The organism is Streptomyces profundus, assembly GCF_020740535.1.
Lineage (GTDB): Bacteria > Actinomycetota > Actinomycetes > Streptomycetales > Streptomycetaceae > Streptomyces > Streptomyces profundus.
Genome location: NZ_CP082362.1, coordinates 5736763 through 5758845 on the forward strand (window position 1 = coordinate 5736763; position 22083 = coordinate 5758845).

A 22083-nucleotide genomic window follows, 5' to 3' on the forward strand; every position below is an offset into this window, starting at 1 on the left:
CCCCCGACTGCCCTTGGGAGCACCGCAGATGAGTCTCACCCGACCCACCGGGGACCCGTCCACCGGCGACCCGTCGGCGCCCGGCGCCGGTGAAACCCCCGCCGCCGGGCGGCGGGACTCGGCGACCGGCGCCGTGCTCAACGTCTTCTCGCACTCCTTCCTGGTGCTGTGGCTGGTGATGGCGGCGGCCCCGGTGCTGCTGGTGGTGGTCAACAGCCTGCGCGCGCACGGGGATCTCGTCTCCGAGCCCATCGGGCTGCCGACCGGCCTGCACTGGGAGAACTTCAGCAACGCCTGGACGTCCGCCAACATCGGCCGCTACGCCCTCAACTCGTTGATCATCCTGGCGGGTTCGCTCACCGGCACCATGCTGCTTGGCGCCATGGCCGCCTATGTGCTGGCGCGGTTCACGTTCCCCGGGAGCCGGGCGATCCATCTGCTGTTCGTCGGCGGCATGATGTTCCCGATCTTCCTGGCCCTGGTGCCGCTGTTCTTCGTCCTCAACAACTTCGGCCTGCTGAACACCCGTCCCGGGCTGATCGTCGTCTATATCGCCTACTCGCTGCCGTTCACCATCTTCTTCCTGGTGTCGTTCTTCCGCACGCTGCCCGGCGGGGTACAGGAGGCCGCGACGCTGGACGGCGCGTCGCACAGCCGGACGTTCTTCCAGATCATGATGCCGATGGCGAAACCGGGCCTCATCAGCATCGGCATCTTCAACTTCCTCGGGCAGTGGAACCAGTTCGTGCTGCCCCGGGTGCTCAACGTCGGCGATCCGGACGACGCCGTGCTGCCCCAGGGGCTGGCGGCGCTGATGGTGCAGCAGGGCTACGAGGGCGACTGGGGTGCCCTCTACGCCGGTGTCACGCTGGCGATGATGCCGGTGCTGGTGGTCTATGTGACCTTCCAGCGGCAGGTGCAGAGCGGGCTGACGGCGGGGGCGATCCGTTAGCCGACGTCGGGCCGAGACCATCCGACACGCCGCCTCGGGGGCGGTCGCCGGTCCACGGATTCCGTTACCGACCCCCCGGGGCCGGTCTGAACTTCCTATAGTGGGCCCGGCGCCGTCTCCCGTCGCTGGTGGGGCGGCCGGCGGGAGCCTCGTTCTCCCGCCGGGTGACGGGAAGCTCGGTTATCGGAAGTGGAGTGAAGCGTGAAGACTCCGGGATCGCAGTCCTCGCTGCACCGGGCCAACCTGGAGCGGGTGATACGGGCGGTCCGCGCCGCCGGATCGCTCACCCAGGCGGACATCGCCAGAACGACGGGACTCTCCGCGGCCACGGTCTCGAACATCGTTCGGGAGTTGAAGGAGCTGGGCACCGTCGAGGTGCGCTCCACCTCGGCCGGTGGCCGGCGGGCGCGCAGCGTCTCGCTCTCCGGCGACGCCGGGATCGTGGTGGGCGTCGACTTCGGCCACTCCCATCTGCGCGTCGCCGTCGGCAACCTCGCGCACCAGGTGCTGGCGGAGGAGGCCGAGCCGGTCGACGTGGACGCGTCCGCCGACGAGGGGTTCGACCGGGCGGAGAAGCTCGTCGGGCGGCTGCTCACGGTGGCGGGCGTGGACCGCTCCAAGATCATCGGCATCGGTCTCGGCGTCCCTGGCCCCATCGACATCACCAGCGGCACCATCGGCTCGACCGCCATACTGCCCGGCTGGCGCGGCACCAACCCACGGGACGAACTGGCGGCCAGGACGGGCGTGCCGGTGCATGTGGACAACGACGCCAACCTCGGCGCCCTGGGCGAGTCGGTCTGGGGGAGCGGCCGTGGTTCGGGCGATCTGGCGTATATCAAGGTGGCCAGCGGCGTCGGCGCCGGGCTGGTGATCGACGGCCGGATCTACCGGGGACCGGGCGGCACCGCGGGCGAGATCGGCCATGTCACGCTGGACGAGTCGGGGCCGGTCTGCCGCTGCGGCAACCGGGGTTGCCTGGAGACCTTCACCGCCGCCCGGCATGTGCTGCCGCTGCTCCACCCCATCCACGGCCCCGAGTTGACCATGCAGCGCGTGGTGCAGCTGGCCCGCGAGGGCGACCCGGGCTGCCGGCGGGTGATCGGCGACATCTCCCGCCATGTGGGCACCGCCGTGGCGCAGTTGTGCAACCTGCTCAACCTCAGCCGCGTGGTGCTGGGCGGCGATCTCGCCGAGGCGGGGGAGATCGCCCTCGGACCGATCAGGGAGTCGGTCGGACGGTACGCCATCCCCAGCGCCGCCCGGCAGTTGACCCTCGCGGCCGGCGCCCTGGGCCCGCGAGCCGAGGTGCTCGGGGCGCTGGCCCTGGTGCTGCGGGAGATGGGCGACGGGATGCTGTTGGGCGGCGGATTCGACACCTGACGCGCCCGGGTCCGACGGCCGACGCGCCTGCCCGATCGCCTGGTTGAAGGTTCAAGAGGTAAAACGAACAGAACGGAAGCCAAGCCGTCATTTTCCATCGAGCAGGGGCGCCCTTTAATGCCCGCCGATATCGATCCCCAAACCTTCGTTTCGAGTCTAAGGGAAGGTATCGATTTGGTTGAAGATGGATTTATGTATTGACGCCAACAAGCCGCCGGAGTTAGCTCTCGTCCGACCGAATGGCCGCGAAGTAGCGGCCCGAGCGGGAGGCATGAGTAACGATGCGTCAACAACTGCGATTTGTCGGGATAGGTGTCGCTTCCCTGGCCCTGACGGTGGCGCTGGCCGCCTGCGGAGAGGCCGGCGGTGGAGATGACGACAGCAACGAGGGCAACGAGGGCAACGGCGGAGACGGCGGCGGCACGATCGGCCTGCTGTTGCCCGAGGACTCCACCACGCGCTACGAGTCCTTCGACCGCCCCTACATCGAGGGCAAGATCAGCGAGCTGTGCGCGGACTGTACGGTCCAGTACAGCAACGCCAGCGAGGACACCAACCTCCAGAAGCAGCAGTTCGACGCGATGCTCACCGGCGGCGTCGACGTCATCATCCTGGACCCGGTGGACGCCTCCGCCACTTCGAGTTGGGTCGAGGAGGCCGAAGCCGAGGGCGTGCCCGTGGTCGCCTACGACCGGCTGGCCGAAGGCCCGATCAACGCCTATGTCTCCTATGACAACGAGGCCGTCGGCCAACTCCAGGGCCAGGCCGTGCTCGACGCCCTCGGCGAGGACGCCGACGGCGCCCGGGTCGTGATGATCAACGGTTCGCCCACCGACCCCAACGCCGCCCTCTTCAAGAGCGGCGCCGAGTCGGTCCTTGAGGGCGGCGCTGAAATCGTCTTCTCCCAGGACATCGACGGCTGGGACGCCGCGCTGGCCAACGAGGAGATGAACGCCGCCATCGAGTCGCTCGGCGACGACGGCTTCGACGCCGTCTATGTGGCCAACGACGGCATGGCCGCCGGTGTGATCAACGCCCTCCAGGCGGCCGGGATCACCAATGTGCCCGTCGGCGGCCAGGACGCCGAACTCGCCGGTCTCCAGCGGATCATCGCCGGTGAGCAGACCTTCACCATCTACAAGGGCCTGCGCGCCGAGGCCGAGATCACCGCCGAGATCGCCGTGCGGCTGCTGAACGGCGAGGACATCGCCGACCTGGCGCCCGACAGCGTCGACAGCCCCACCGACTCGGGTATCCCGAGCACCCTGCTTGAGCCGGTCCCGGTCACCGTGGACACCATCAACGACACCGTGATCGCCGACGAGTTCTACGCGCCCGGCGACATCTGCACCGCGGAGTTCGCCGACGCCTGCCAGGAAGCCGGCATCGGCTGACCCCGGAACGCCCGGGCCCCGTTCTGTCCACCCGGACGCCGGGCCCGGGCCAGCTCCGCGGGAGTCCGTTGCCGCCCCGTCCCCGCGCGGGGGTACCACGAAGGAATCCTGATGCCCGACGAACCCGTCGAACCCGTTCTGGCGCTGCACGGTGTCTCCAAACGGTTCGGCGCCGTCCAGGCGCTGACCGATGTCGACCTGGAGATCCGCCCCGGTGAGGTGACCGCCCTCGTGGGCGACAACGGAGCCGGCAAGTCCACCCTCATCAAGACCATCGCCGGGGTCCACCCGATCGACAGTGGCAGCATCGTCTGGAAGGGCGAGACGGTGCGCATCACCAAGCCGCACGACGCCCAGGACCTCGGCATCGCCACCGTCTACCAGGACCTCGCCCTCTGCGACAACCTCGACGTGGTCGCCAACCTCTTCCTCGGCCGGGAGCTGCGCAGAGCCCATGTGCTGGACCAGGTCGCGATGGAACGCGAGGCCCGGGACCTGTTGCACACCCTCTCCATCCGCATCCCCAGCGTCCGCATCCCCGTCGCCTCGCTCTCCGGCGGCCAGCGCCAGGTGGTGGCGATCGCCCGCGCCCTGGTCGGCTCGCCCGAGGTGGTCATCCTCGACGAACCGACGGCCGCGCTCGGCGTCGAGCAAACCGCCCAGGTGCTCGACCTGGTGGAACGCCTCCGCGACCGCGGCCTCGGCGTCATCCTGATCAGCCACAACGTGGCGGACGTCCGCGCCGTCGCCGACGATGTCGCGGTGCTCAGACTCGGCCGCAACAACGGCGTCTTCCGGGCCGCCGACACCACGGGCGAGGAGATCATCGCCGCCATCACCGGCGCCACCGACAACGCGGTCACCCGCCGCAGCCTCCGCAAGGACGGCACGGACGACGGGGACCCGCAGGGGGAGGAATCAGCAGAATGAGCGACAAACTCGCGCCCGACCCCCGGCTGTTGGTGCGGGAACGCGGCCTCGCCGGCTATGTGGAGGACTTCCGCCGCCGGATCAGCGGAGGGGAGCTGGGCTCCATCCCGGTGGTGATCGGCATGATCATCATCGCCGTCGTCTTCGAGGCGCAGACGGGAACCTTCCTCTCCCCGCGCAACCTCAGCAACATCAGCGTCTATATCGCGGGCCCCGGCATCATGGCCGTCGGCATCGTGCTGGTGCTGCTGCTGGGCGAGATCGACCTCTCCGTCGGCTCCATGGCCGGCCTGTCCGCCGCCATCTGGGCGGTCCTCTCCGTCAGCCACGGCGTCAACGACCTGGTCGCCATCGGCCTGGCCATCCTCGCCGGCGCCGCCGTCGGCACCATCCACGGATTCTTCTTCGCGAAGATCGGAGTGCCGGCCTTCGTGGTCACCCTGGCCGGCTTCCTCGGCTGGAGCGGCCTCCAGATCTGGGTGATGGGCGACGAGGGCACCATCAACATCCCCCGCGACAGCCTGGTGCGGGACCTCAACAACTTCTACTTCACCGACATCGCCGCCGCCTACGGCCTGGCCGCCGTGCTCACCGTCGGCTACCTCGGCGCCCTGGTCTTCCAGGAACGCCGCCGGCAGGCCGCCGATCTGCCCACCCGCCCGCTGAGCGAGATCGCCCTGCGGGTCGGCCTGGTGGCGGTGGCCGCCTTCGTCACCGCCTACACCCTCAACCAGCACCGGGGTCTCCCGCTGGCCCTGGTGATCTTCCTCAGCATCCTGCTGCTCGCCGACTTCATGATCCGCCGCACCACCTACGGGCGGCAGATCTTCGCCGTCGGCGGCAACGCCGAGGCCGCCCGCAGGGCCGGCATCAACGTGGCGCGCGTCCGGCTCACCGTGTTCACCATCGCCAGCTCGCTGGCCGCCCTGGGCGGCCTGTTCTACGCCGCCCAGGCCGGCGGCGCGTCCAAGAGCCTGGGCTCGGGCAACCTGCTGATGAACGTGATCGCCGCCGCCGTCATCGGCGGCACCAGCCTCTTCGGCGGACGCGGCTGGGTGTGGTCGGCGCTGCTGGGCACCCTGGTCATCCAGTCCATCACCACCGGGCTCAACCTGATGGGCATGGCCAGCGAGATCCAGTACATGATCACCGGCGCCGTGCTGCTGGTCGCCGTCGTGCTGGACTCCGTCTCCAGAAAGACGCAACGCACAGCGGGACGCACTTAGTTACACCAGTTGCACCCCTCCATGTCGGTTCACACCGGTTTACCGTCACCCGGGCCAGCAGTGGCTCGGGTGACTTAATGCGCAGCTGGGATCCCCGTGACGGCCGGGCCGCATTAGACTCTCCGGATGGTGTTAGTGCCCCGACGCGAGGAGGAACGGTGTCGTTGCTGACCGGTATTTCGGGACCCCGCGATCTGGACCGGCTGACCCCGGTGCAGTTGGAGGAGCTGGCTTCAGAGATCCGTACGTTCCTTATCGACGCCGTATCGAAGACCGGGGGCCATCTGGGTCCCAACCTCGGCGTGGTCGAGCTGACCATCGCCCTGCACCGCGTGTTCGAGTCCCCCGCCGACAGCATCCTCTGGGACACCGGCCACCAGAGTTATGTGCACAAGCTGCTCACCGGCCGCCAGGACTTCTCCGGACTGCGCACCAAGGACGGCCTCTCCGGCTACCCCTCCCGGGAGGAGTCCGAGCACGACATCATCGAGAACAGCCACGCCTCCACGGTGCTGGGCTGGGCCGACGGCCTCGCCAAGGCGAACCAGCTGCGCGGTCTGGACAACCGCGTCGTCGCGGTGACGGGCGACGGCGCGCTGACCGGTGGCATGGCCTGGGAGGCGCTCAACAACATCGCCGGCGCCAAGGACCGCCCGCTGGTGATCGTGGTCAACGACAACGAGCGCTCCTACGCGCCCACGATCGGTGGCCTCGCCAACCACCTGGCCACGCTGCGCACCACGGACGGGTACGAGCGGTGGCTGGAGCGGGGCAAGCAGATGCTCAACCGCACCCCCGTCGTCGGCCGCCCGATCTACGGCACGCTGCACGGCGCGAAGAAGGGCCTGAAGGACGTCATCGCCCCGCAGGGCATGTTCGAGGACCTGGGCATCAAGTACGTGGGCCCGATCGACGGCCATGACATCCAGGCGCTGGAGTCCGCGCTCCAGCGCGCCAAGCGCTTCGGCGGCCCGGTGATCGTGCACTGCCTCACGGAGAAGGGCCGCGGCTACCAGCCGGCGCGGGAGGACGAGGCCGACCAGTTCCACGCGGTGGGCGTCATCCACTCCGACACCGGCCAGCCGGTCTCCGCCTCCGGCGCCGACTGGACGTCGGTCTTCGGCGAGGAAATCGTGCGTCTCGGCCGGGAGCGGGAGGATGTCGTCGCCATCACGGCCGCGATGCTGCGTCCGGTCGGCCTCGGCCGGTTCGCCGAGGAGTTCCCCGACCGGGTCTTCGACGTGGGCATCGCCGAGCAGCATGGCGCGGTCTCGGCCGCCGGTCTGGCCACGGGCGGGCTGCATCCGGTCTTCGCCGTCTACGCCACCTTCCTCAACCGCGCCTTCGACCAACTGCTGATGGACGTCGCGCTGCACCGCTGTGGCGTGACGTTTGTGCTGGACCGGGCCGGGGTCACGGGGCCAGATGGCGCCTCCCACCACGGGATGTGGGACATGTCGGTCCTCCAGTGCGTGCCGGGGCTGCGGTTGGCGGCGCCGCGCGACGCCGATCAGCTCCGCGCCCAGCTGCGGGAGGCGGTGGAGGTCGACGACGCGCCCACCGTGGTCCGCTATTCGAGGGGCAAGGTGGGCGCCCCGGTGGCGTCGGTCGGCACGGTCGGCGGCATGGACGTGCTGCGCGCCGCCGACACGGACCGCCCGGATGTGCTGCTGGTCTCGGTCGGCGCGCTGGCCCCGGTCTGCCTGGAGGTCGCCGAGCTGCTGAACAAGCAGGGCATCAGCAGCACGGTGGTGGACCCGCGCTGGGTCAAGCCCGTCGACCCGGCGCTGCCGGGGCTCGCCGCCGAGCACCGCGTGGTGGTCACGGTGGAGGACAACGGCCGGGCGGGTGGCGTCGGTTCGGCCATCGCGCAGGCGTTGCGCGACGCCGATGTGGATGTGCCGCTGCGGGACTTCGGCATCCCCCAGCGGTTCCTCGGCCACGGCAGCAGGCCCGAGATGCTGGCCGAGGCCGGCCTCACGGGCCCCGCCATCGCCCGGCAGGTCACCGGCCTCGTCGCCCGCCTCGAAGGCCGCCTCGACGCGGCCGGCGCGGCGGCCTTCGGCACCGACTGACCGGAACGTCGAGAACGGCGGACGGGCCCCCACCCCGAGCGGGTTGGGGGCCCGTCCGCGCGGTCCTGTTACCTTCTCGCCTCGGCACTCGTCATGGGGGAGACAACCGGATGCGAACGGTTGTCTCATCACCAACGAGTGAATCGAGAACACGAATGCTGACCAACCTCATGTTCGCCACGGTCTATGTCACGGACCAGGACCGCGCGCTGGAGTTCTACGCCGGCGGGCTCGGCCTGGAGAAGCGGGTCGACTTCCCCGGGCCCGACGGGCGTTTCCTCACCGTCGGCGCTCCCGACAGCCCGGTGCATATCCTCCTGTGGTCGCACGCGGCAGCGGCGGGTCAGCCGGGCGACGAGGGAGGGATCGTCTCGCCAGGGCCGCTGATCCTCGAATCCGACGATCTGCGGGCGGACTTCGAGATCATGCGCCAACGCGGCGTCGTCTTCGAACAGCCCGAACCCGAGGACTATCCGTTCGGCATCCGCGTCGAGGCGCTGGACCCGGACGGCAACCGCGTCTCGCTCCGCCAGCAGCGAAAGCCATGACCGTCCCCCTGACCGAGGCGTTCGAAGCCCAGCGCGGTCGGCTGCGCGCCGTCGCGTACCGCGTGCTGGGCTCGCACGCCGACGCGGAGGATGTGGTGCAGGAGGCGTGGCTGCGCCTCTCCCGCCAGGACCAGGGGACCATCGACAACCTGGCCGGTTGGCTGACCACCGTGGTCGGCCGCCTCAGCCTTGACCTGCTGAGATCCCGCCAGGCCCACCCGGAGACCGCCTACGGCCAGGACGTCGCCCACCTCGTGGTGACGCCCGACGACACCCCCGCCCCTGACGAGCAGGCCGCGCGAGCCGACTCGGTCGGCCGCGCCCTGCTCGTCGTGCTCGACTCGCTCACCCCCAACGAACGCCTGGCCCTTGTCCTGCACGACATGTTCGCGGTCCCCTTCCGCGATATCGGCCAGATCCTGGGCAGGTCGGCCGACGCCAGCAAGATGATCGCCAGCCGCGCCCGCCGCAAGGTCCAGGCGAAGGACCGGCCGGCGGGGCCGGGACGCGAGGACCGCGAGGTCGTCCGGGCCTTCCGCGCCGCCGCGCTCAGCGGCGACTTCGAGGCGCTGCTCCGTGTCCTCGACCCGAATGTGCGGCTGGCCGTGGACACCGCCGACGGCGTGGTCGTCACCCTCGGCGCCACCCAAGTCGCCACCGGCGCCCGCAGGTTCTCCGGCACCGCTGTCCGCCACCGCCCGGTGCTGGTGGGCGGCGCCCTCGGCTACCTGTCCTGGCGCCCCGACGGAACCCCGCTCTCCACCATCGCCTTCACGGTGGGCGACGGCCGGATCACCGACATCCATATCGTCATCGACCCGGCCCAACTCGCCAGGATCCAAACGACGTGCCCTAGGCCACCGCGGACGGGTCCATCCAGATGACCTCCCACTGGTGGCCGTCCAGGTCCTGGAAGCTGCGGCCGTACATGGGGCCCTCGCTCATCGGGTCCATCGTCTGCTGGCCGCCGGCGGCCAGCGCCCGGTCCACCAGCTCGTCGACGGCCTCCCGGCTGTCGGCGCTCAGGGCCACGATCACCTCGGTGTGGGTGGTGGCGTCGGCGATCTCCTTCTTGGTGAAGGTCTTGAAGAACGGCTTCACCAGCAGCATCGCGTAGATGGTGTCGCTGATCACCAGACAGGCCGCGTTCTCGTCGGAGAACTGGGGGTTGAACGAATAGCCCAGCTTGGTGAAGAACTCCTTGGACCGCTCCAGGTCCGCGACCGGCAGGTTCACAAAGACCATCGTGGACATGAGGACTCCCTCGGCAGGTGGCCACCGCCGTGTGCGGTGGCATTCACCAGGACAGACCAGGGGCCTCGCGGAAACTCATCGCTCCTCGGGAGAAATATTCGAGACGCGTTCGAGCAGCTGCCGCGGGCCCAGCGTTTCGGCGCCCAACGCCCTCACCCGCTCCCGCAGTTCCCGGTCCGCGGTGACCACGAGGCAGGGGCGCCCCGACGCCTCGGCACGCACCAGCTCGACCATCAGATCATCGCCGCTGCCCGGCGCCGATTCGACGCGCACCCCGGGCACCGAGGCCACGCCGCGCGCGGCGCCCTCCACCACCAGCACCACCTCCACGGCCTCCGGATAGCCGCGCAGCCGATCCCGCAGCCGCTCCGCAGCGCCCCGCCGGTCGCGCCACCAACCGTCCGGCACCGAACCCACCACGTTGGCGCCGTCCACCAACAGCAGCGGCGTCCGACCCGAGTGGCTCGGGTCGGACGCCGCGCGTTCCTGCTCGTCCGTCACCTCACGGACCCTACTCCGGCACGCTCGCCACGCCGGGGGCCAGCAGCCGCCGGCCCAGCACCCGCTGGGAGACGCCGGCCCGGTCGAGGTAGGGAGTGATCCCGCCCAGGTGGAACGGCCAGCCGGCGCCGGTGAGCAGGCACAGGTCGATGTCCTGCGCCTCGGCGACGACGCCCTCGTCCAGCATCAGGCCGATCTCCTCGGCGATGGCGTCCAACGCCCTGGCGCGGACCTGCTCCTCGCTGAGGACCTGGTCGCCGACCTGGAAGAGCGCGGCCACCTCCGGATCCAGCTCGGGCTTGCCCCCGTCGTGGACATAGAGGGTGCGCTTGCCGGCCGTCACCACCCGGCCGAGGTTCTCCGAGACGGCGAACCGGTCGGGGAACGCCTCGTGCAGGGTGCCGGCGACATGGTGGGCCACGGCCGGGCCGACCAGTTCGAGCAGCACCATCGGCGACATCGGCAGGCCGAGCGGCGCCAGCGCACCGTCCGCCACCTCGACCGGGGTGCCCTCGTCGATGGCGCCGAGCACCTCGCCCATGAAGCGGGTCAGGATGCGGTTCACCACGAAGGCCGGCGCGTCCTTGACCAGCACCGCGGACTTCTTCAGCTCCTTGGCGACCTTGAAGGCGGTGGCCAACGAGGCGTCATCGGTGCGCTCGGCGCGCACGATCTCCAGCAGCGGCAGCACCGCGACCGGGTTGAAGAAATGGAACCCGACGACCCGCTCCGGATGCTTCAGCTGGGACGCCATCTCGGTGACCGAGAGGGACGAGGTGTTGGTGGCCAGGATCGCGTGCTCGGGGACGACGGCCTCCAGCTCGGCGAAGACCCGCTGCTTGACGCCGATCTCCTCGAAGACGGCCTCGATCACGAAGTCCGCGTCGGAGAACGCCTCCGCCTTGTCCAACGAGCCGGTGACCAGCGCCTTGAGACGGTTGGCCGCGTCCTGGCTGAGGCGACCCTTGAGGAGCAGCATGTCCAGCTGCTCGTGCACCCAGCCGACGCCCTTGTCCACGCGCTCCTGGTCGATGTCGGTGAGCACCACCGGCACCTTCAGCCGCCGGACGAAGAGCAGCGCCAGCTGGGACGCCATCAGCCCGGCGCCCACGATGCCGACCTTGGTGACGGGGCGGGCCAGCGACTTGTCAGGGGCGCCCACCGGGCGCTTGGCCCGACGCTGCACCAGGTTGAACGCGTAGAGGCCGCTGCGCAGCTCGTCGCCCATGATCAGATCGGCGAGCGCGGCGTCCTCGGCCTCGAAGCCGGCCCGCAGGTCGCCGTTGCGCACCTGGGCGATGATGTCCAGCGCGCGGTAGGCGGCGGGGGCCGCGCCATGCACCTTCTCGTCGGCGATGCCCCGGCCCCTGGCCACGGCCTGGTCCCACGCCTCGCCCCGGTCCGGGTCCTGCCGGCCGACCTCGATCTCGCCGCGCAGCACCGCCGACGTCCAGCGCAGCGACTGCTCCAGGAAGTCCGCCGCCTCGAAGATGGCGTCGGCGATGCCCAGCTCATAGACCTTGGGCCCGGAGAGCATGCGGTTCTGGTTGAGCGCGTTCTCCACGATCACCGTCACGGCGCGGTCGGCGCCGATCAGGTTCGGCAGCAGCGTGCAGCCGCCCCAGCCGGGGACCAGGCCGAGGAAGACCTCGGGCAGCGCGAAGGCGGCGATCGACTCGGAGACCGTGCGGTAGGTGCAGTGCAGGCCCACCTCGACGCCGCCGCCGAGCGCGGCGCCGTTGTAGTAGGCGAAGGTGGGCACGGCCAGCCCGTTCAACCGGCGGAACACGTCGTGCCCGCCGGTGCCGATGGCCAGCGCCTGGGGGCGCTCGCTGAGCACCTCGACGCCCTTGAGGTCGGCGCCCACGGCGAACACGAACGGCTTGCCCGTCAGCCCGATGCCGACGATCTCACCGGCCAGGGCCTCCGCCTCGACCTGGTCGATCGCGGCGTCCAGGTTGGCCAGCGACCGGGGGCCGAAGGTGGTCGGCTTCTTGTGGTCGAAGCCGTTGTCCAACGTGATCAGCGCGAACCGGCCGGTCTCGTGCGGCAGTTGCAGATGGCGCACGGTGGCGTGCGTGACCACCTCGTCGGGGAAGACCTCGGCCGCTGAACGCAGCGTCTCGGCGGTGCTCACTGTGACTCCTTCGTCGTCTCGCTCGCCCAATGTTCCGCGCCGGCCCTCACTTGCCCTCCCAGTGGGGGTTCTCCCAGATGACCGTGCCGCCCATGCCCATGCCGACACACATGCTGGTCAGCCCGTACCTGACCTGCGGCTGATCCTCGAACTGGCGGGCCAGCTGGGTCATCAGCCGCACCCCGGAGGAGGCCAGCGGATGGCCGTAGGCGATCGCGCCGCCGTACTGGTTGACGCGGGGGTCGTCGTCGGCGATGCCGTAGTGGTCGAGCAGCGCCAGCACCTGCACGGCGAACGCCTCGTTGATCTCGAACAGGCCGATGTCGTCGATCGTCAGACCGGCCTTGGACAGCGCCTTCTCCGTCGAGGGGATCGGGCCGAAGCCCATCACCTCGGGCGCGACGCCGGCGAAGGCGAAGGAGGTGAGCCGCATCTTCACCGGCAGGCCGAGCTCCTCGGCGATGTCCTCGCCGGCGAGGACGGAGGCCGTGGCCCCGTCGTTGAGCCCGGCGGCGTTGCCGGCGGTGACCCGGCCGTGCGGACGGAACGGCGTCTTCAGGCTGGCCAGGCCCTCCAGGGTGGTGTTCGGGCGCATCGGCTCGTCCGCCGTGGCCAGGCCCCAGCCCAGCTCGCCCTCGCCCTCGGTGCGCCGCACCGAGATCGGCACCAGATCCGGCTGGATCCTGCCGTCCGCGTATGCCTTGGCGGCCTTCTCCTGACTGCGCACCGCGTACTCGTCGGCGCGGGCCTTGGACAGGTGCGGGAAGCGGTCGTGCAGGTTCTCCGCGGTCATGCCCATGAAGAGGGCCGACTCGTCGACCAGCTTCTCCGAGACGAAGCGCGGGTTGGGGTCGACGCCCTCGCCCATCGGGTGGCGGCCCATGTGCTCGACGCCGCCGGCGATCGCGATGTCGCTGGCGCCGAAGGCGATGGCGCCCGCGCTGCTGGTGACGGCCGTCATCGCGCCGGCACACATCCGGTCGATGGAGTAGCCGGGCACGCTCTGCGGCAGCCCGGCCAGCAGCGCGGCCGTGCGGCCCAGGGTCAGCCCCTGGTCGCCGATCTGGGTGGTGGCGGCGAGCGCCACATCGTCGACCCGCTCCGGCGGCAGCTGCGGATTGCGCCGCAGCAGCTCGCGGACGCACTTGATGACGAGGTCATCGGCGCGGGTCTCGTGGTAGATCCCCTTGGGACCCGCCTTGCCGAACGGGGTGCGGACGCCATCTACAAAGACGACGTCCCTGACGGTACGCGGCACGATGCCCTCTCTCTCCACGCCGAGACATTCGATCCACCGCCCATGCTACTAGCGGGTAACCGATGGGCAAGAGCGGACCACCGTCCAGTGCCGTCCCACCGCCCCCGGGGGGCCGGAAACCGCTGCTCAGCTCGGGTCGGCCAACGCCTCGGCGAGCCGCTCGGCGGTCTGCCCGATCTGCCAGTCACGCGCCCCGAGCCCGCGCAGCGCCGCACCGATCGCCGCCACCGTCAGCTCGACCGGCGGCTCCCAGCACAGCCGACGCACCACCTCGGGCGTCAACAGGTTCTCCTGCGGCATCCGCAGCTCCTCGGCGTGCGCCGTGATCGTCGCCCTGGCCGCCGAGAGCCGCGCCGCGGCGACCGGATCCCGCTCGGCCCAGGCGCGCGGCGGGGGCGGGCCCTGCGGCGGCTGCGTCGTCGGCGGCAGCTCGCCCTCGGGCAGCTCAAGCGCCCGGTCGACGGCGGCCTGCCACTGCTGCAACTGGCGCCTGTTGGTGCGGTGGCCGAAGCCGGGCAGCGCGACCAGCGCCCTGGTGTCCTTCGGCAGGGCCTGGGCGGCGGCGACGATGGCCGCGTCCGAGAGGACCTTGCCGGGGGACAGATCCCGCCGCTGGGCCGTCTCGTCCCGCGCCGCCCACAGCTCGCGCACCACCCCCAACTGCCGGCGCTTGCGCACCTTGTGGACGCCCGAGGTGCGCCGCCAGGGCTCCTTGCGCGGCGGGGCGGGCGGCGCCGAGGCGATCGCCGCGAACTCCTCAAGGGCCCACGCCAGCTTTCCCTGGTGGCGCAGCTCCTCCTCCAGGGCGTCCCGCAGATCGACCAGCAGCTCCACGTCGAGCGCCGCGTACCGCAGCCAGGGCTCGGGCAGCGGACGGCTCGACCAGTCGACGGCGGAATGGCCCTTCTCCAGGCTGTAGCCGAGGACCGTCTCCACCATCACGCCAAGACCGACGCGCGCGAACCCGGCCAGCCGGCCGGCGAGTTCGGTGTCGAAGAGGATGCCGGGGCGCATGCCTATATCGCGCAGGCAGGGAAGGTCCTGGGTGGCCGCGTGCAGCACCCACTCGGCGTCCGCGATGGCGTCGCCGAGCGGTGTGAGATCGGGGCAGGCGACCGGATCGATCAACGCGGTGCCGGCGCCGGCGCGGCGCAGCTGCACCAGATAGGCGCGCTGTCCGTAGCGGTAGCCGGAGGCGCGCTCCGCGTCCACGGCGACCGGCCCTGACCCGGAGCCGAAGGCTGCGATCGCCTCGGCGAGCGCGGCCTCGTCGGCGATCACCGGGGGAACGCCCTCCCTGGGCGCGAGCAGGGGGACCGGAACGGGCCCCGACGGCTCAGCGGAGGGGAGTTCGGGCGCTGTCTCGGTGATCTGTTGGGCGTCGGTCACCTGTCAAGGGTAACTGTGCGCTCATGGAGCACAACGTCTCCTCGTGCTCCTGGCGCACGCCCCGTACGGGACGTGCGCCAGGAGGAGTGCGGGGAGCTGGGGTCAGTGGATGATGCCGGTGCGGAGGGCGACGGCGACCATGCCGGCGCGGTCCCCCGTGCCCAGCTTGCGGGCGATGCGGGCCAGGTGGCTCTTGACGGTGAGGGCGGAGAGCCCCATGGAGACGCCGATGGCCTTGTTCGACTGGCCCTCCGCCACCAGCCGCAACACCTCGACCTCCCGGCCGGACAGCTCACGGAAGCCGCCCTGGTGGGACGGGGCACCGGGCTGACGGCGGTGCATACGGGAGGCGGCGCCGATATGCGCAGCCCCTGGCCGGCCGGGCGGGCCGAGGTTGTTGCGGGTGCCGGTGACCACATAGCCCTTGACGCCACCGGCGAGGGCGTTGCGCACCGCGCCGATGTCGTCGGCGGCGGACAGGGCGAGACCGTTGGGCCAGCCGGCGGCCCTCGTCTCGGACAACAGAGTCAGGCCCGAACCGTCGGGCAGGTGGACGTCGGCAACGCAGATATCGCGCGGGTTGGCGACTCTGGGGCGGGCCTCCGCGATCGACGACGCCTCGATCACGTCCCGAACTCCGAGAGCCCACAGATGGCGGGTCACGGTGGAACGGACGCGAGGGTCGGCCACGACGACCATGGCCGTCGGCTTGTTAGGGCGGTAGGCGACCAGGCTTGCGGGGTGCTCAAGGAGAACAGACACCGGGCCTCCCGGGAAGTGGGTGGGAAGGATCCGAACTCCTCGGGGAGGAGTCGGGGCGATCCGGATGGAAGGGTCACAGACCTCTTCGGCAGGAAGGTTCCGGGCCTTTAGGAATGATCACGAACCGGTGATTCGTCATCGCCGCCCTGACAGCCGGCGCGTCGTCCGCCGCCCGGGGGCTCGGCGTGACCGGTCGGGACCGTCAGTCGGAACGGGGCCCTCGGCGGCGGGGCAGCGCGGTGACGGCGGTGGTGGTGCCGGCCTCCGGGGGCAGGCCGGCGCACTGCGCCAGCAGGCCGCACCAGGCGAGGAGGTGTCCGGCGACATCGGCGGGGTCGGCCGGGGTCCAGGAGGCCCGCAGCTCCAGCTCGGCCTGGCCACGGCGCTCGGCGAGGCCGCCGAAGAACGCCGAATCCGCCCTGGTCACCGTCCCGTTGGGCGCGTGGGTCGGCAGCGCCCTGGCGTCCAGCGCCTCGATCAGCCAGGACCAGGCGACCTCGGGCAGCAGCGGGTCGCCCGCGAGATCGGGCTCCAGATCGGCCCTGGCCAGGGTGACGACCCGGAAGTCGCCGCGCCAGCTGTCGTCACCCGCCGGATCGTGCAGCAGCACGAAGCGCCCGTCGGCCAGCTCCTCGCCGCCCTCGGTGACCGTGGCGCCCAGCGCGTGCGCGTGCGGGGCCAGCCTGCGGGGTGGGGGGAGCGGGGAGAGCGTCACCTCGGGGCGCGGCCTGGCCGCGCTGAGCGCGGCCACCGCCTGCCGGAAGGCGGACGGTGCCCCAGCCCCGGGGTCGCTCATATCCGCTGACTCCTCCGCCGTATGAGTGCGAGACGCTGCCATGGCGGGTAACCCTAGGCGCCTGGGCCGCCCGCCGCCGGTAGCCACACCCGTGCGCGCGGACCGAACCGCCCACCGTGCGAGACTTCCCCTGTGACTGTGACCGACTCCCCGTTTCTGAAGGCGTGCCGTCGCGAGCCGGTGCCGCACACCCCCGTCTGGTTCATGCGTCAGGCCGGGCGTTCGCTTCCCGAGTATCGCAAGGCCCGCGAGGGGATCGCGATGCTGGACTCCTGCACCCGCCCGGAGTTGGTCACCGAGATCACGCTCCAGCCGGTGCGCAGGCACGGGGTGGACGCGGCGATCCTCTTCAGTGACATCGTGGTGCCGCTCAAGGCGATCGGTGTCGACCTCGACATCAAGCCGGGCGTCGGCCCGGTGATCGCCGAGCCGATCCGCACCCGCGCCGACCTGGCGCGGCTGCGCCCGCTGGATCCTGCGGACGTCTCCTATGTGGCGGAGGCCGTGCGGGGCACGGTGGCCGAGCTGGGTGACGTGCCGCTGATCGGCTTCGCCGGCGCCCCGTTCACCCTCGCCAGCTATCTGGTGGAGGGCGGGCCCTCGCGCAACCACGAGCACACCAAGGCCATGATGTACGGCGCCCCTGAGCTGTGGGCCGAGCTGGTCGACCGGCTGGCGGGGATCGCCGCCGCGTTCCTCTCGGTGCAGATCGAGTCCGGCGTCTCGGCGGTGCAGCTCTTCGATTCCTGGGCCGGCGCGTTGGCCCCCGCCGACTACCGGCGCGCGGTGCTGCCCGCCTCGGCCAAGGTGTTCTCGGCCGTGGCGCACCACGGGGTGCCGAGGATCCACTTCGGCGTGGGCACGGGGGAGTTGCTCGGCCTGCTCGGCGAGGCGGGCGCCGATGTGGTGGGCGTCGACTGGCGGGTGCCGCTGGACGAGGCCGCGCGCCGGGTCGGGCCTGGGAAGGCGTTGCAGGGGAACCTCGATCCGGCGGTGCTGTTCGCGCCCACGGCGGCGGTCCAGGAGCAGGCGGACGAGGTGCTGGCCGCCGCGCGCGATCTGCCGGGCCATGTCTTCAACCTCGGCCACGGGGTGCTTCCCGACACCGACCCGGACGCGCTGACCCGGCTCGTCGCGCACGTCCACGAGCGCACCGCCGGGTAGGGCGGGCGGGGGATCGGCGCGGTCCCCCGTCCGCCAGCGTCAGGCTTCGGGCTCGTTGCCGCGCTCCTCGTCCGGGGTCTTCCCCGGGCTGGTCAGCGGCGGCGGCGCGGTGACCGGCGGGGGCGGCTGGATGTGCCGGGGGTGGCGGCCTCGGGTCAGCCGGTCGAGCGGCAGCCGGTGGCCGAGCAGTCGCCAGAGCAGCCAGAGCAGGGCCAGCAGCGCGATCACCGGCAGCGAGGCGCCGACCGCGATCGCCAGCCAGACCAGCAGCAGCCAGACGAACTCCAGGCCGCCGCCGAGCGCGTCCACCACGCTCGGCCGGTCGTCGTCCTTCTCCGACTCGGTCTCGACCTCGTCCTCCACCATCAGCTCCAGGGAGATGGTGGCCAACGCGGTGTCGCCCCGCAGGCTCGCGATACGGGCCTCAAGCGACTCCAACTCGGCCTGGCGCCTGCTGAGTTCGGACTCCAGGCGGACGATGTCCTCCAGCGACTCGGCCTCGTCCATCAGGGCCCGCACCCGTTCGATGCTCTCCCGTTGGGTCTCCAGCCGGCTCTCCACGTCGACGATCTCGTCGCCCACGTCCTCGGTCGTCAGCTCCCGGTGGGTCAGATCGCCAAGATCGGACAGCTCGGTCAGCAGGGGGGCGTACTCATCGGCGGGGACGCGCAGCGTCAGCATGGAGTACTGGATGCCCCCCTCGCCGCCGCTGGTCGACTCGTCGCTCACATAGCCGCCGGCCCGCTGCGTCAGCCGGACGGCCTCCGCGTGGCCGTCCGCGAGCGTCTCCACCACCACGGAGATCGACGCCGACTGGATCAGCTGGCTGGGGTCCGGCACCTCGGAGACGGTGCCGATGTCCTCCAGGCTCCCGCGCTCACCGGCCTCGCCGTTGTCGCCGTCCTCGGGGGCGGCCTCGTCGGCGCCGCCGGCCTCGGACCGCTCCTCATCCACCCGCATGTCGGCCTGGCCCGCGCCCCCCTCGTCCGAGGTGGCGGAGTCGGACGACGAGGTGCAGCCGGCGAGCAGCAGCCCACCGGCCAGCAGGGCCACCAGTGCCGTCCCCGGTCTGTGGCGTCGCCCTGCCCCTGTGCGTTGCCGCATGACGGAACCCCCTTGTCGCGATGACCTGTTGTCACCCGTTGGACGGATGGCACGGAGGTCCGGTTGTCGCTAAGGGGTTCCGATGAGGTCACGCGTCAGACTCGGTGCGGCGTCTGCGACAGTAGAGGCCATGCATGTGATCGTCGTCGGCGGCGGGATCTCGGGTCTCGCCGCCGCCCATCGGCTGCTCGCCGCCGGAGTCCGGGTCACCCTCCTGGAGTCGGATCGGCGCCTCGGCGGCAAACTCCACACCGGCCGGCTCGCCGGTGTCCAGGTCGACCTGGGGGCGGAGTCGCTGCTCGCCAGACGGCCGGAGGCCATCGAGCTGGCGGAGGCCGTCGGTCTCGGCGAGGCGCTGCGTCCGCCCAGGGTCACCAGCGCCGCGATCTGGTCGCGCGGGACCTTGCGGCCCATGCCGCAGGGGCAGGTGATGGGGGTGCCGTCGAGCGCGGCGGCGCTGGCCGGGGTGCTCTCGGACGCCGGTCTCGCCCGGATCGCCAGGGACGCCGAACTGCCGCCGCTCGATCTGTCGGACGACATCGGCATCGGGCGTCTGGTCGCCGACCGGATGGGGTCCGAGGTCGTCGACCGGCTGGTCGATCCGCTGCTCGGCGGGGTCTACGCGGGCGACGCCTACCGGATCTCGCTGCGCGCGGCCGTGCCCAAGCTCTACGAGGCGGCGCGCGAACACGACTCGCTGCTGGCCGCCGTCCGCTCGCTTCGGCGCGAGTCCCCGGCCGCGGGCACCCCGGTCTTCACCGGCATCGTGGGCGGCGTCGGCACGCTCGCCGCCGCCGTCGCAGAGAACGTCGCCGGGCGCGGCGCCGTGGTGGAGACGGGGGTCACCGTCACCGGGCTGCGGCGCACCGCGCGCGGCTGGGCCGCCGCGCTGGACGACGGCCGTTCGCTGGTCGCGGACGGGGTGCTGCTGGCGGTGCCGGCGCCGGCCGCCGGCCGGCTGCTGGCGGCCGAGGCGCCGGCCGCAGCCGGGGAGTTGGCCGCCGTGGAGTACTCCTCGATGGCGCTGGTCACGATGGCCTTCCGCCGCTCGGAGCTGGCGCGGCTGCCGCGCGGCAGCGGCTTCCTGGTGCCGGCCGTCGACGGCCGCACCGTCAAGGCGGCCACCTTCACCAGCGGCAAGTGGGACTGGTCCGCCGCCGCCGACCCCGGCCTCTTCGTGCTGCGCGCCTCGGTGGGGCGCTACGCCGACGAGAGCCCGCTGGAGTGGGACGACACGGATCTGGTGCGGGTGGCGCTGGGCGATCTGGAGGAGGCGGTCGGGCTGCGCGCCAAGCCCGTCGACCACGTGGTCAGCCGCTGGTGGCAGGGGCTGCCGCAGTACACCGTCGGCCATGACTCCCGGGTGGCCAGGGTGCGCGGCTACCTCGCCGGGCTGCCGGGGCTCGGCCTCTGCGGCGCGGCCTACGACGGGGTGGGCGTGCCCGCCTGCATCGGCGGGGCCGAGCAGGCGGCGGCCGAGCTGCTGCGCACCCTGCCGACCGGGCCGAGGGGCGAGGCGGGAGAATAGGCGCCATGACGAACGCACCCGAGAAGCCCGCCGGCAAGCGCGCCAAGGAACTGAACGAGGTCATCCGCTACACGCTGTGGTCGGTGTTCCGGCTGCGGGACGCGCTGCCCGAGGAACGGGCCGGGCTCGCGGACGAGGTGACCGGGCTGTTCGATCAGCTGGCCGCCAAGGACGTGGTCGTCCGGGGCACCTATGACGTGTCCGGGCTCCGCGCCGACGCCGATGTGTTGATCTGGTGGCACGCCGCCACGGCCGACGCCCTTCAGGAGGCGTACAACCTCTTCCGCCGCACCGGTCTCGGCCGGCTCCTCGATCCGGTCTGGTCGAACATGGCGCTGCATCGGCCCGCGGAGTTCAACAAGTCGCATATCCCGGCGTTCCTCGCCGACGAGACCCCGCGCGACTATGTGAGCGTCTACCCCTTCGTCCGCTCCTACGAGTGGTATCTGCTGCCGGACGAGGAGCGGCGGGCGATGCTGGCCGCCCACGGGAAGATGGCCAGGGGCTATCCCGATGTGCGGGCCAACACCGTCGCCTCGTTCTCGCTGGGTGACTACGAGTGGATTCTGGCCTTCGAGGCCGACGAGCTGCACCGCATCGTCGACCTGATGCGTCATCTGCGCGGCTCGGAGGCCAGGCTGCACGTCCGGGAGGAGGTCCCGTTCTACACGGGGCGCCGCCGGGAGGTCTCCGAGCTGGTAGCCGGGCTCGCCTGAGACGGGCTCAACCGGCGGGCGGGGTTGACGGGTCGACGGTTGGCCGGCGCGCGCGCCGGTCAGCCGCCGCAGCCACCACAGCCCCCGCACCCGCCGCCACCACCGCAGCCGCCGCCGTCCCCGCCACCGCCGTCTCCACCGCCGCCGTCCCCGCCGCCACCGTCCGAGCCGCCGGTGCCCGTGCCGGCGTCGCCGCCGCAGCCGGCGCCCCAGAGGGGCGCGACGCCGCCGGCGGCGACCGGGGCGGCGCCCGTCTGCGCCGACTGGAACTGCGTGCGCAGCGCCGGTTCGAGCACCATCGCGCCGGTGAGCGCCAGGGCCGCCGGCGCGCCCAGGGTGACGAACGGGACCGTCCGGCGCAGCCGCCACAGCTCCCGGTTCCCCTCGTCGGTCAGCGCCGATGGGGTGGGCGCGGCGACGAAGGAGCCGATCAGGGCCACCAGGGCGCAGCCAGGCCCGGTCAGCGCGATGGGATCGTCGAACGCCGAGGTGGCGAAACCGTACGGCAGGGTCAGCAGGCCCAGTACCCCCAGGACGCGGGTGAGCCAGATGGCGCGCCGCCACGCCGCCTGCCGCCGGGGTTCGAAGAGGAGACCCCTGGCGGTGAGCGTCGCGCCGATGGCCTGCACCTCGGGGGAGGCGACCAGCGAGGCGCGCACCCTCGTCAGCGGCGTGTACCAGTCGTTGCCGCAGGTGCGGAGCGCCGCCCGCTCCAGGGCGTCGTCGGCCTTGGGCCGCTCCACCACGAACTGCTCGTCCTCGATGGTGGCGCGTTCCTTCGTGACCAGCCCGTAGATCACCGTGTCGGCCACCCGGCCGGCGCCGCCCGCCAGGAAGGCGGACTCCGCCATGGTGTGCACCCTGCCGTCGGGGACCCCCCGCGCCAGCCGGGCCCTGGCCCGGCGCCGCAGCGCGACCAGCAGACAGCACAGGGCGAGCACCCCGGGTACGAGCAGCAACAGCATC

Annotated in this window: 20 protein-coding genes; 11 read left to right on the forward strand and 9 right to left on the reverse strand. The window is 71.6% G+C overall.

All coding sequences use genetic code 11. The annotated features are described in order from the left end of the window. Positions 1-28 precede the first annotated feature (28 nt). From K4G22_RS25240 to K4G22_RS25275, 8 genes are all read left to right on the forward strand, one after another. The gene (locus tag K4G22_RS25240) at positions 29-952 is read left to right on the forward strand and encodes a carbohydrate ABC transporter permease (protein ID WP_228082639.1); all 924 of its coding nucleotides are present in this window, start codon (positions 29-31) and stop codon (positions 950-952) included. Positions 953-1153: 201 nt separating this feature from the next. Then, entirely contained in the window at positions 1154-2335 is a 1182-nt protein-coding gene (locus K4G22_RS25245) for an ROK family transcriptional regulator (protein WP_228082640.1), read from the forward strand. A 281-nt stretch (positions 2336-2616) separates the two neighbouring features. Further along, positions 2617-3729: a sugar ABC transporter substrate-binding protein gene (locus tag K4G22_RS25250; protein WP_228082641.1), complete on the forward strand. Its 1113-nt coding sequence runs from the start codon at positions 2617-2619 to the stop codon at positions 3727-3729. A 111-nt stretch (positions 3730-3840) separates the two neighbouring features. Beyond that, positions 3841-4659, forward strand: coding sequence for an ATP-binding cassette domain-containing protein (locus K4G22_RS25255; protein ID WP_228082643.1), 819 nt, complete (start codon positions 3841-3843; stop codon positions 4657-4659). After that, positions 4656-5885, forward strand: coding sequence for a sugar ABC transporter permease (locus K4G22_RS25260; protein WP_228082644.1), 1230 nt, complete (start codon positions 4656-4658; stop codon positions 5883-5885). The genes K4G22_RS25255 and K4G22_RS25260 overlap by 4 nt, the downstream gene beginning before the upstream one ends. 158 nt (positions 5886-6043) lie before the next feature. Then, on the forward strand, positions 6044-7960 hold the full coding sequence (gene dxs, locus K4G22_RS25265) for a 1-deoxy-D-xylulose-5-phosphate synthase (protein ID WP_228082646.1): 1917 nt from the start codon (positions 6044-6046) through the stop codon (positions 7958-7960). 155 nt (positions 7961-8115) lie between these two features. Next, positions 8116-8508 (forward strand): VOC family protein, encoded by a 393-nt coding sequence (locus tag K4G22_RS25270; RefSeq protein ID WP_228082648.1) that lies wholly within the window; start codon positions 8116-8118, stop codon positions 8506-8508. Further along, entirely contained in the window at positions 8505-9392 is an 888-nt protein-coding gene (locus K4G22_RS25275) for a sigma-70 family RNA polymerase sigma factor (RefSeq protein ID WP_228082650.1), read from the forward strand. The genes K4G22_RS25270 and K4G22_RS25275 overlap by 4 nt, the downstream gene beginning before the upstream one ends. Here the strand turns inward: K4G22_RS25275 and K4G22_RS25280 are convergent. From K4G22_RS25280 to K4G22_RS25310, 7 genes are all read right to left on the reverse strand, one after another. After that, positions 9361-9762 carry a VOC family protein gene (locus tag K4G22_RS25280; protein WP_228082652.1) on the reverse strand — a complete coding sequence of 134 codons (402 nt, stop codon included), beginning with the start codon at positions 9760-9762 and terminating at the stop codon, positions 9361-9363. The two genes, K4G22_RS25275 and K4G22_RS25280, sit on opposite strands and share 32 nt — an antisense overlap. A gap of 75 nt (positions 9763-9837) precedes the next feature. After that, complete coding sequence (locus K4G22_RS25285) at positions 9838-10263, reverse strand: PIN domain-containing protein (protein WP_228082656.1); 426 nt, start codon at positions 10261-10263, stop codon at positions 9838-9840. Between the two features lie 10 nt (positions 10264-10273). Next, a complete protein-coding gene (locus K4G22_RS25290) occupies positions 10274-12400 on the reverse strand; it encodes a 3-hydroxyacyl-CoA dehydrogenase NAD-binding domain-containing protein (protein ID WP_228082658.1) in 2127 nt (708 codons plus the stop codon). A gap of 46 nt (positions 12401-12446) precedes the next feature. Further along, complete coding sequence (locus K4G22_RS25295; RefSeq protein ID WP_228084227.1) at positions 12447-13658, reverse strand: thiolase family protein; 1212 nt, start codon at positions 13656-13658, stop codon at positions 12447-12449. 126 nt (positions 13659-13784) lie between these two features. Further along, the gene (locus tag K4G22_RS25300) at positions 13785-15047 is read right to left on the reverse strand and encodes an HRDC domain-containing protein (RefSeq protein WP_425336748.1); all 1263 of its coding nucleotides are present in this window, start codon (positions 15045-15047) and stop codon (positions 13785-13787) included. A 102-nt stretch (positions 15048-15149) separates the two neighbouring features. Continuing rightward, positions 15150-15809: a response regulator transcription factor gene (locus K4G22_RS25305; RefSeq protein ID WP_228082660.1), complete on the reverse strand. Its 660-nt coding sequence runs from the start codon at positions 15807-15809 to the stop codon at positions 15150-15152. Between the two features lie 202 nt (positions 15810-16011). Beyond that, positions 16012-16605 carry a DUF3000 domain-containing protein gene (locus K4G22_RS25310; RefSeq protein WP_228082661.1) on the reverse strand — a complete coding sequence of 198 codons (594 nt, stop codon included), beginning with the start codon at positions 16603-16605 and terminating at the stop codon, positions 16012-16014. Positions 16606-16737: 132 nt separating this feature from the next. Between K4G22_RS25310 and hemE the strand changes: the two genes are divergently transcribed. Next, positions 16738-17769, forward strand: coding sequence for a uroporphyrinogen decarboxylase (gene hemE, locus K4G22_RS25315; RefSeq protein ID WP_228082663.1), 1032 nt, complete (start codon positions 16738-16740; stop codon positions 17767-17769). 39 nt (positions 17770-17808) lie between these two features. On the opposite strand, the gene K4G22_RS25320 is transcribed toward hemE, so the two are convergent. Beyond that, positions 17809-18873 (reverse strand): DUF4349 domain-containing protein, encoded by a 1065-nt coding sequence (locus tag K4G22_RS25320; RefSeq protein ID WP_228082665.1) that lies wholly within the window; start codon positions 18871-18873, stop codon positions 17809-17811. A 130-nt stretch (positions 18874-19003) separates the two neighbouring features. Here K4G22_RS25320 and hemG point away from each other — a divergent pair, with 130 nt between their 5' ends. Both hemG and hemQ read left to right on the forward strand, forming a co-directional pair. Next, a complete protein-coding gene (gene hemG / locus K4G22_RS25325) occupies positions 19004-20401 on the forward strand; it encodes a protoporphyrinogen oxidase (protein ID WP_228082667.1) in 1398 nt (465 codons plus the stop codon). 5 nt (positions 20402-20406) lie between these two features. Beyond that, complete coding sequence (gene hemQ, locus K4G22_RS25330) at positions 20407-21117, forward strand: hydrogen peroxide-dependent heme synthase (RefSeq protein ID WP_228082669.1); 711 nt, start codon at positions 20407-20409, stop codon at positions 21115-21117. A 59-nt stretch (positions 21118-21176) separates the two neighbouring features. Here hemQ and K4G22_RS25335 read toward each other — a convergent pair whose 3' ends face one another. Continuing rightward, positions 21177-22082 carry a TIGR04222 domain-containing membrane protein gene (locus K4G22_RS25335; protein WP_228084229.1) on the reverse strand — a complete coding sequence of 302 codons (906 nt, stop codon included), beginning with the start codon at positions 22080-22082 and terminating at the stop codon, positions 21177-21179. Between the last annotated feature and the right edge of the window lies 1 nt (position 22083).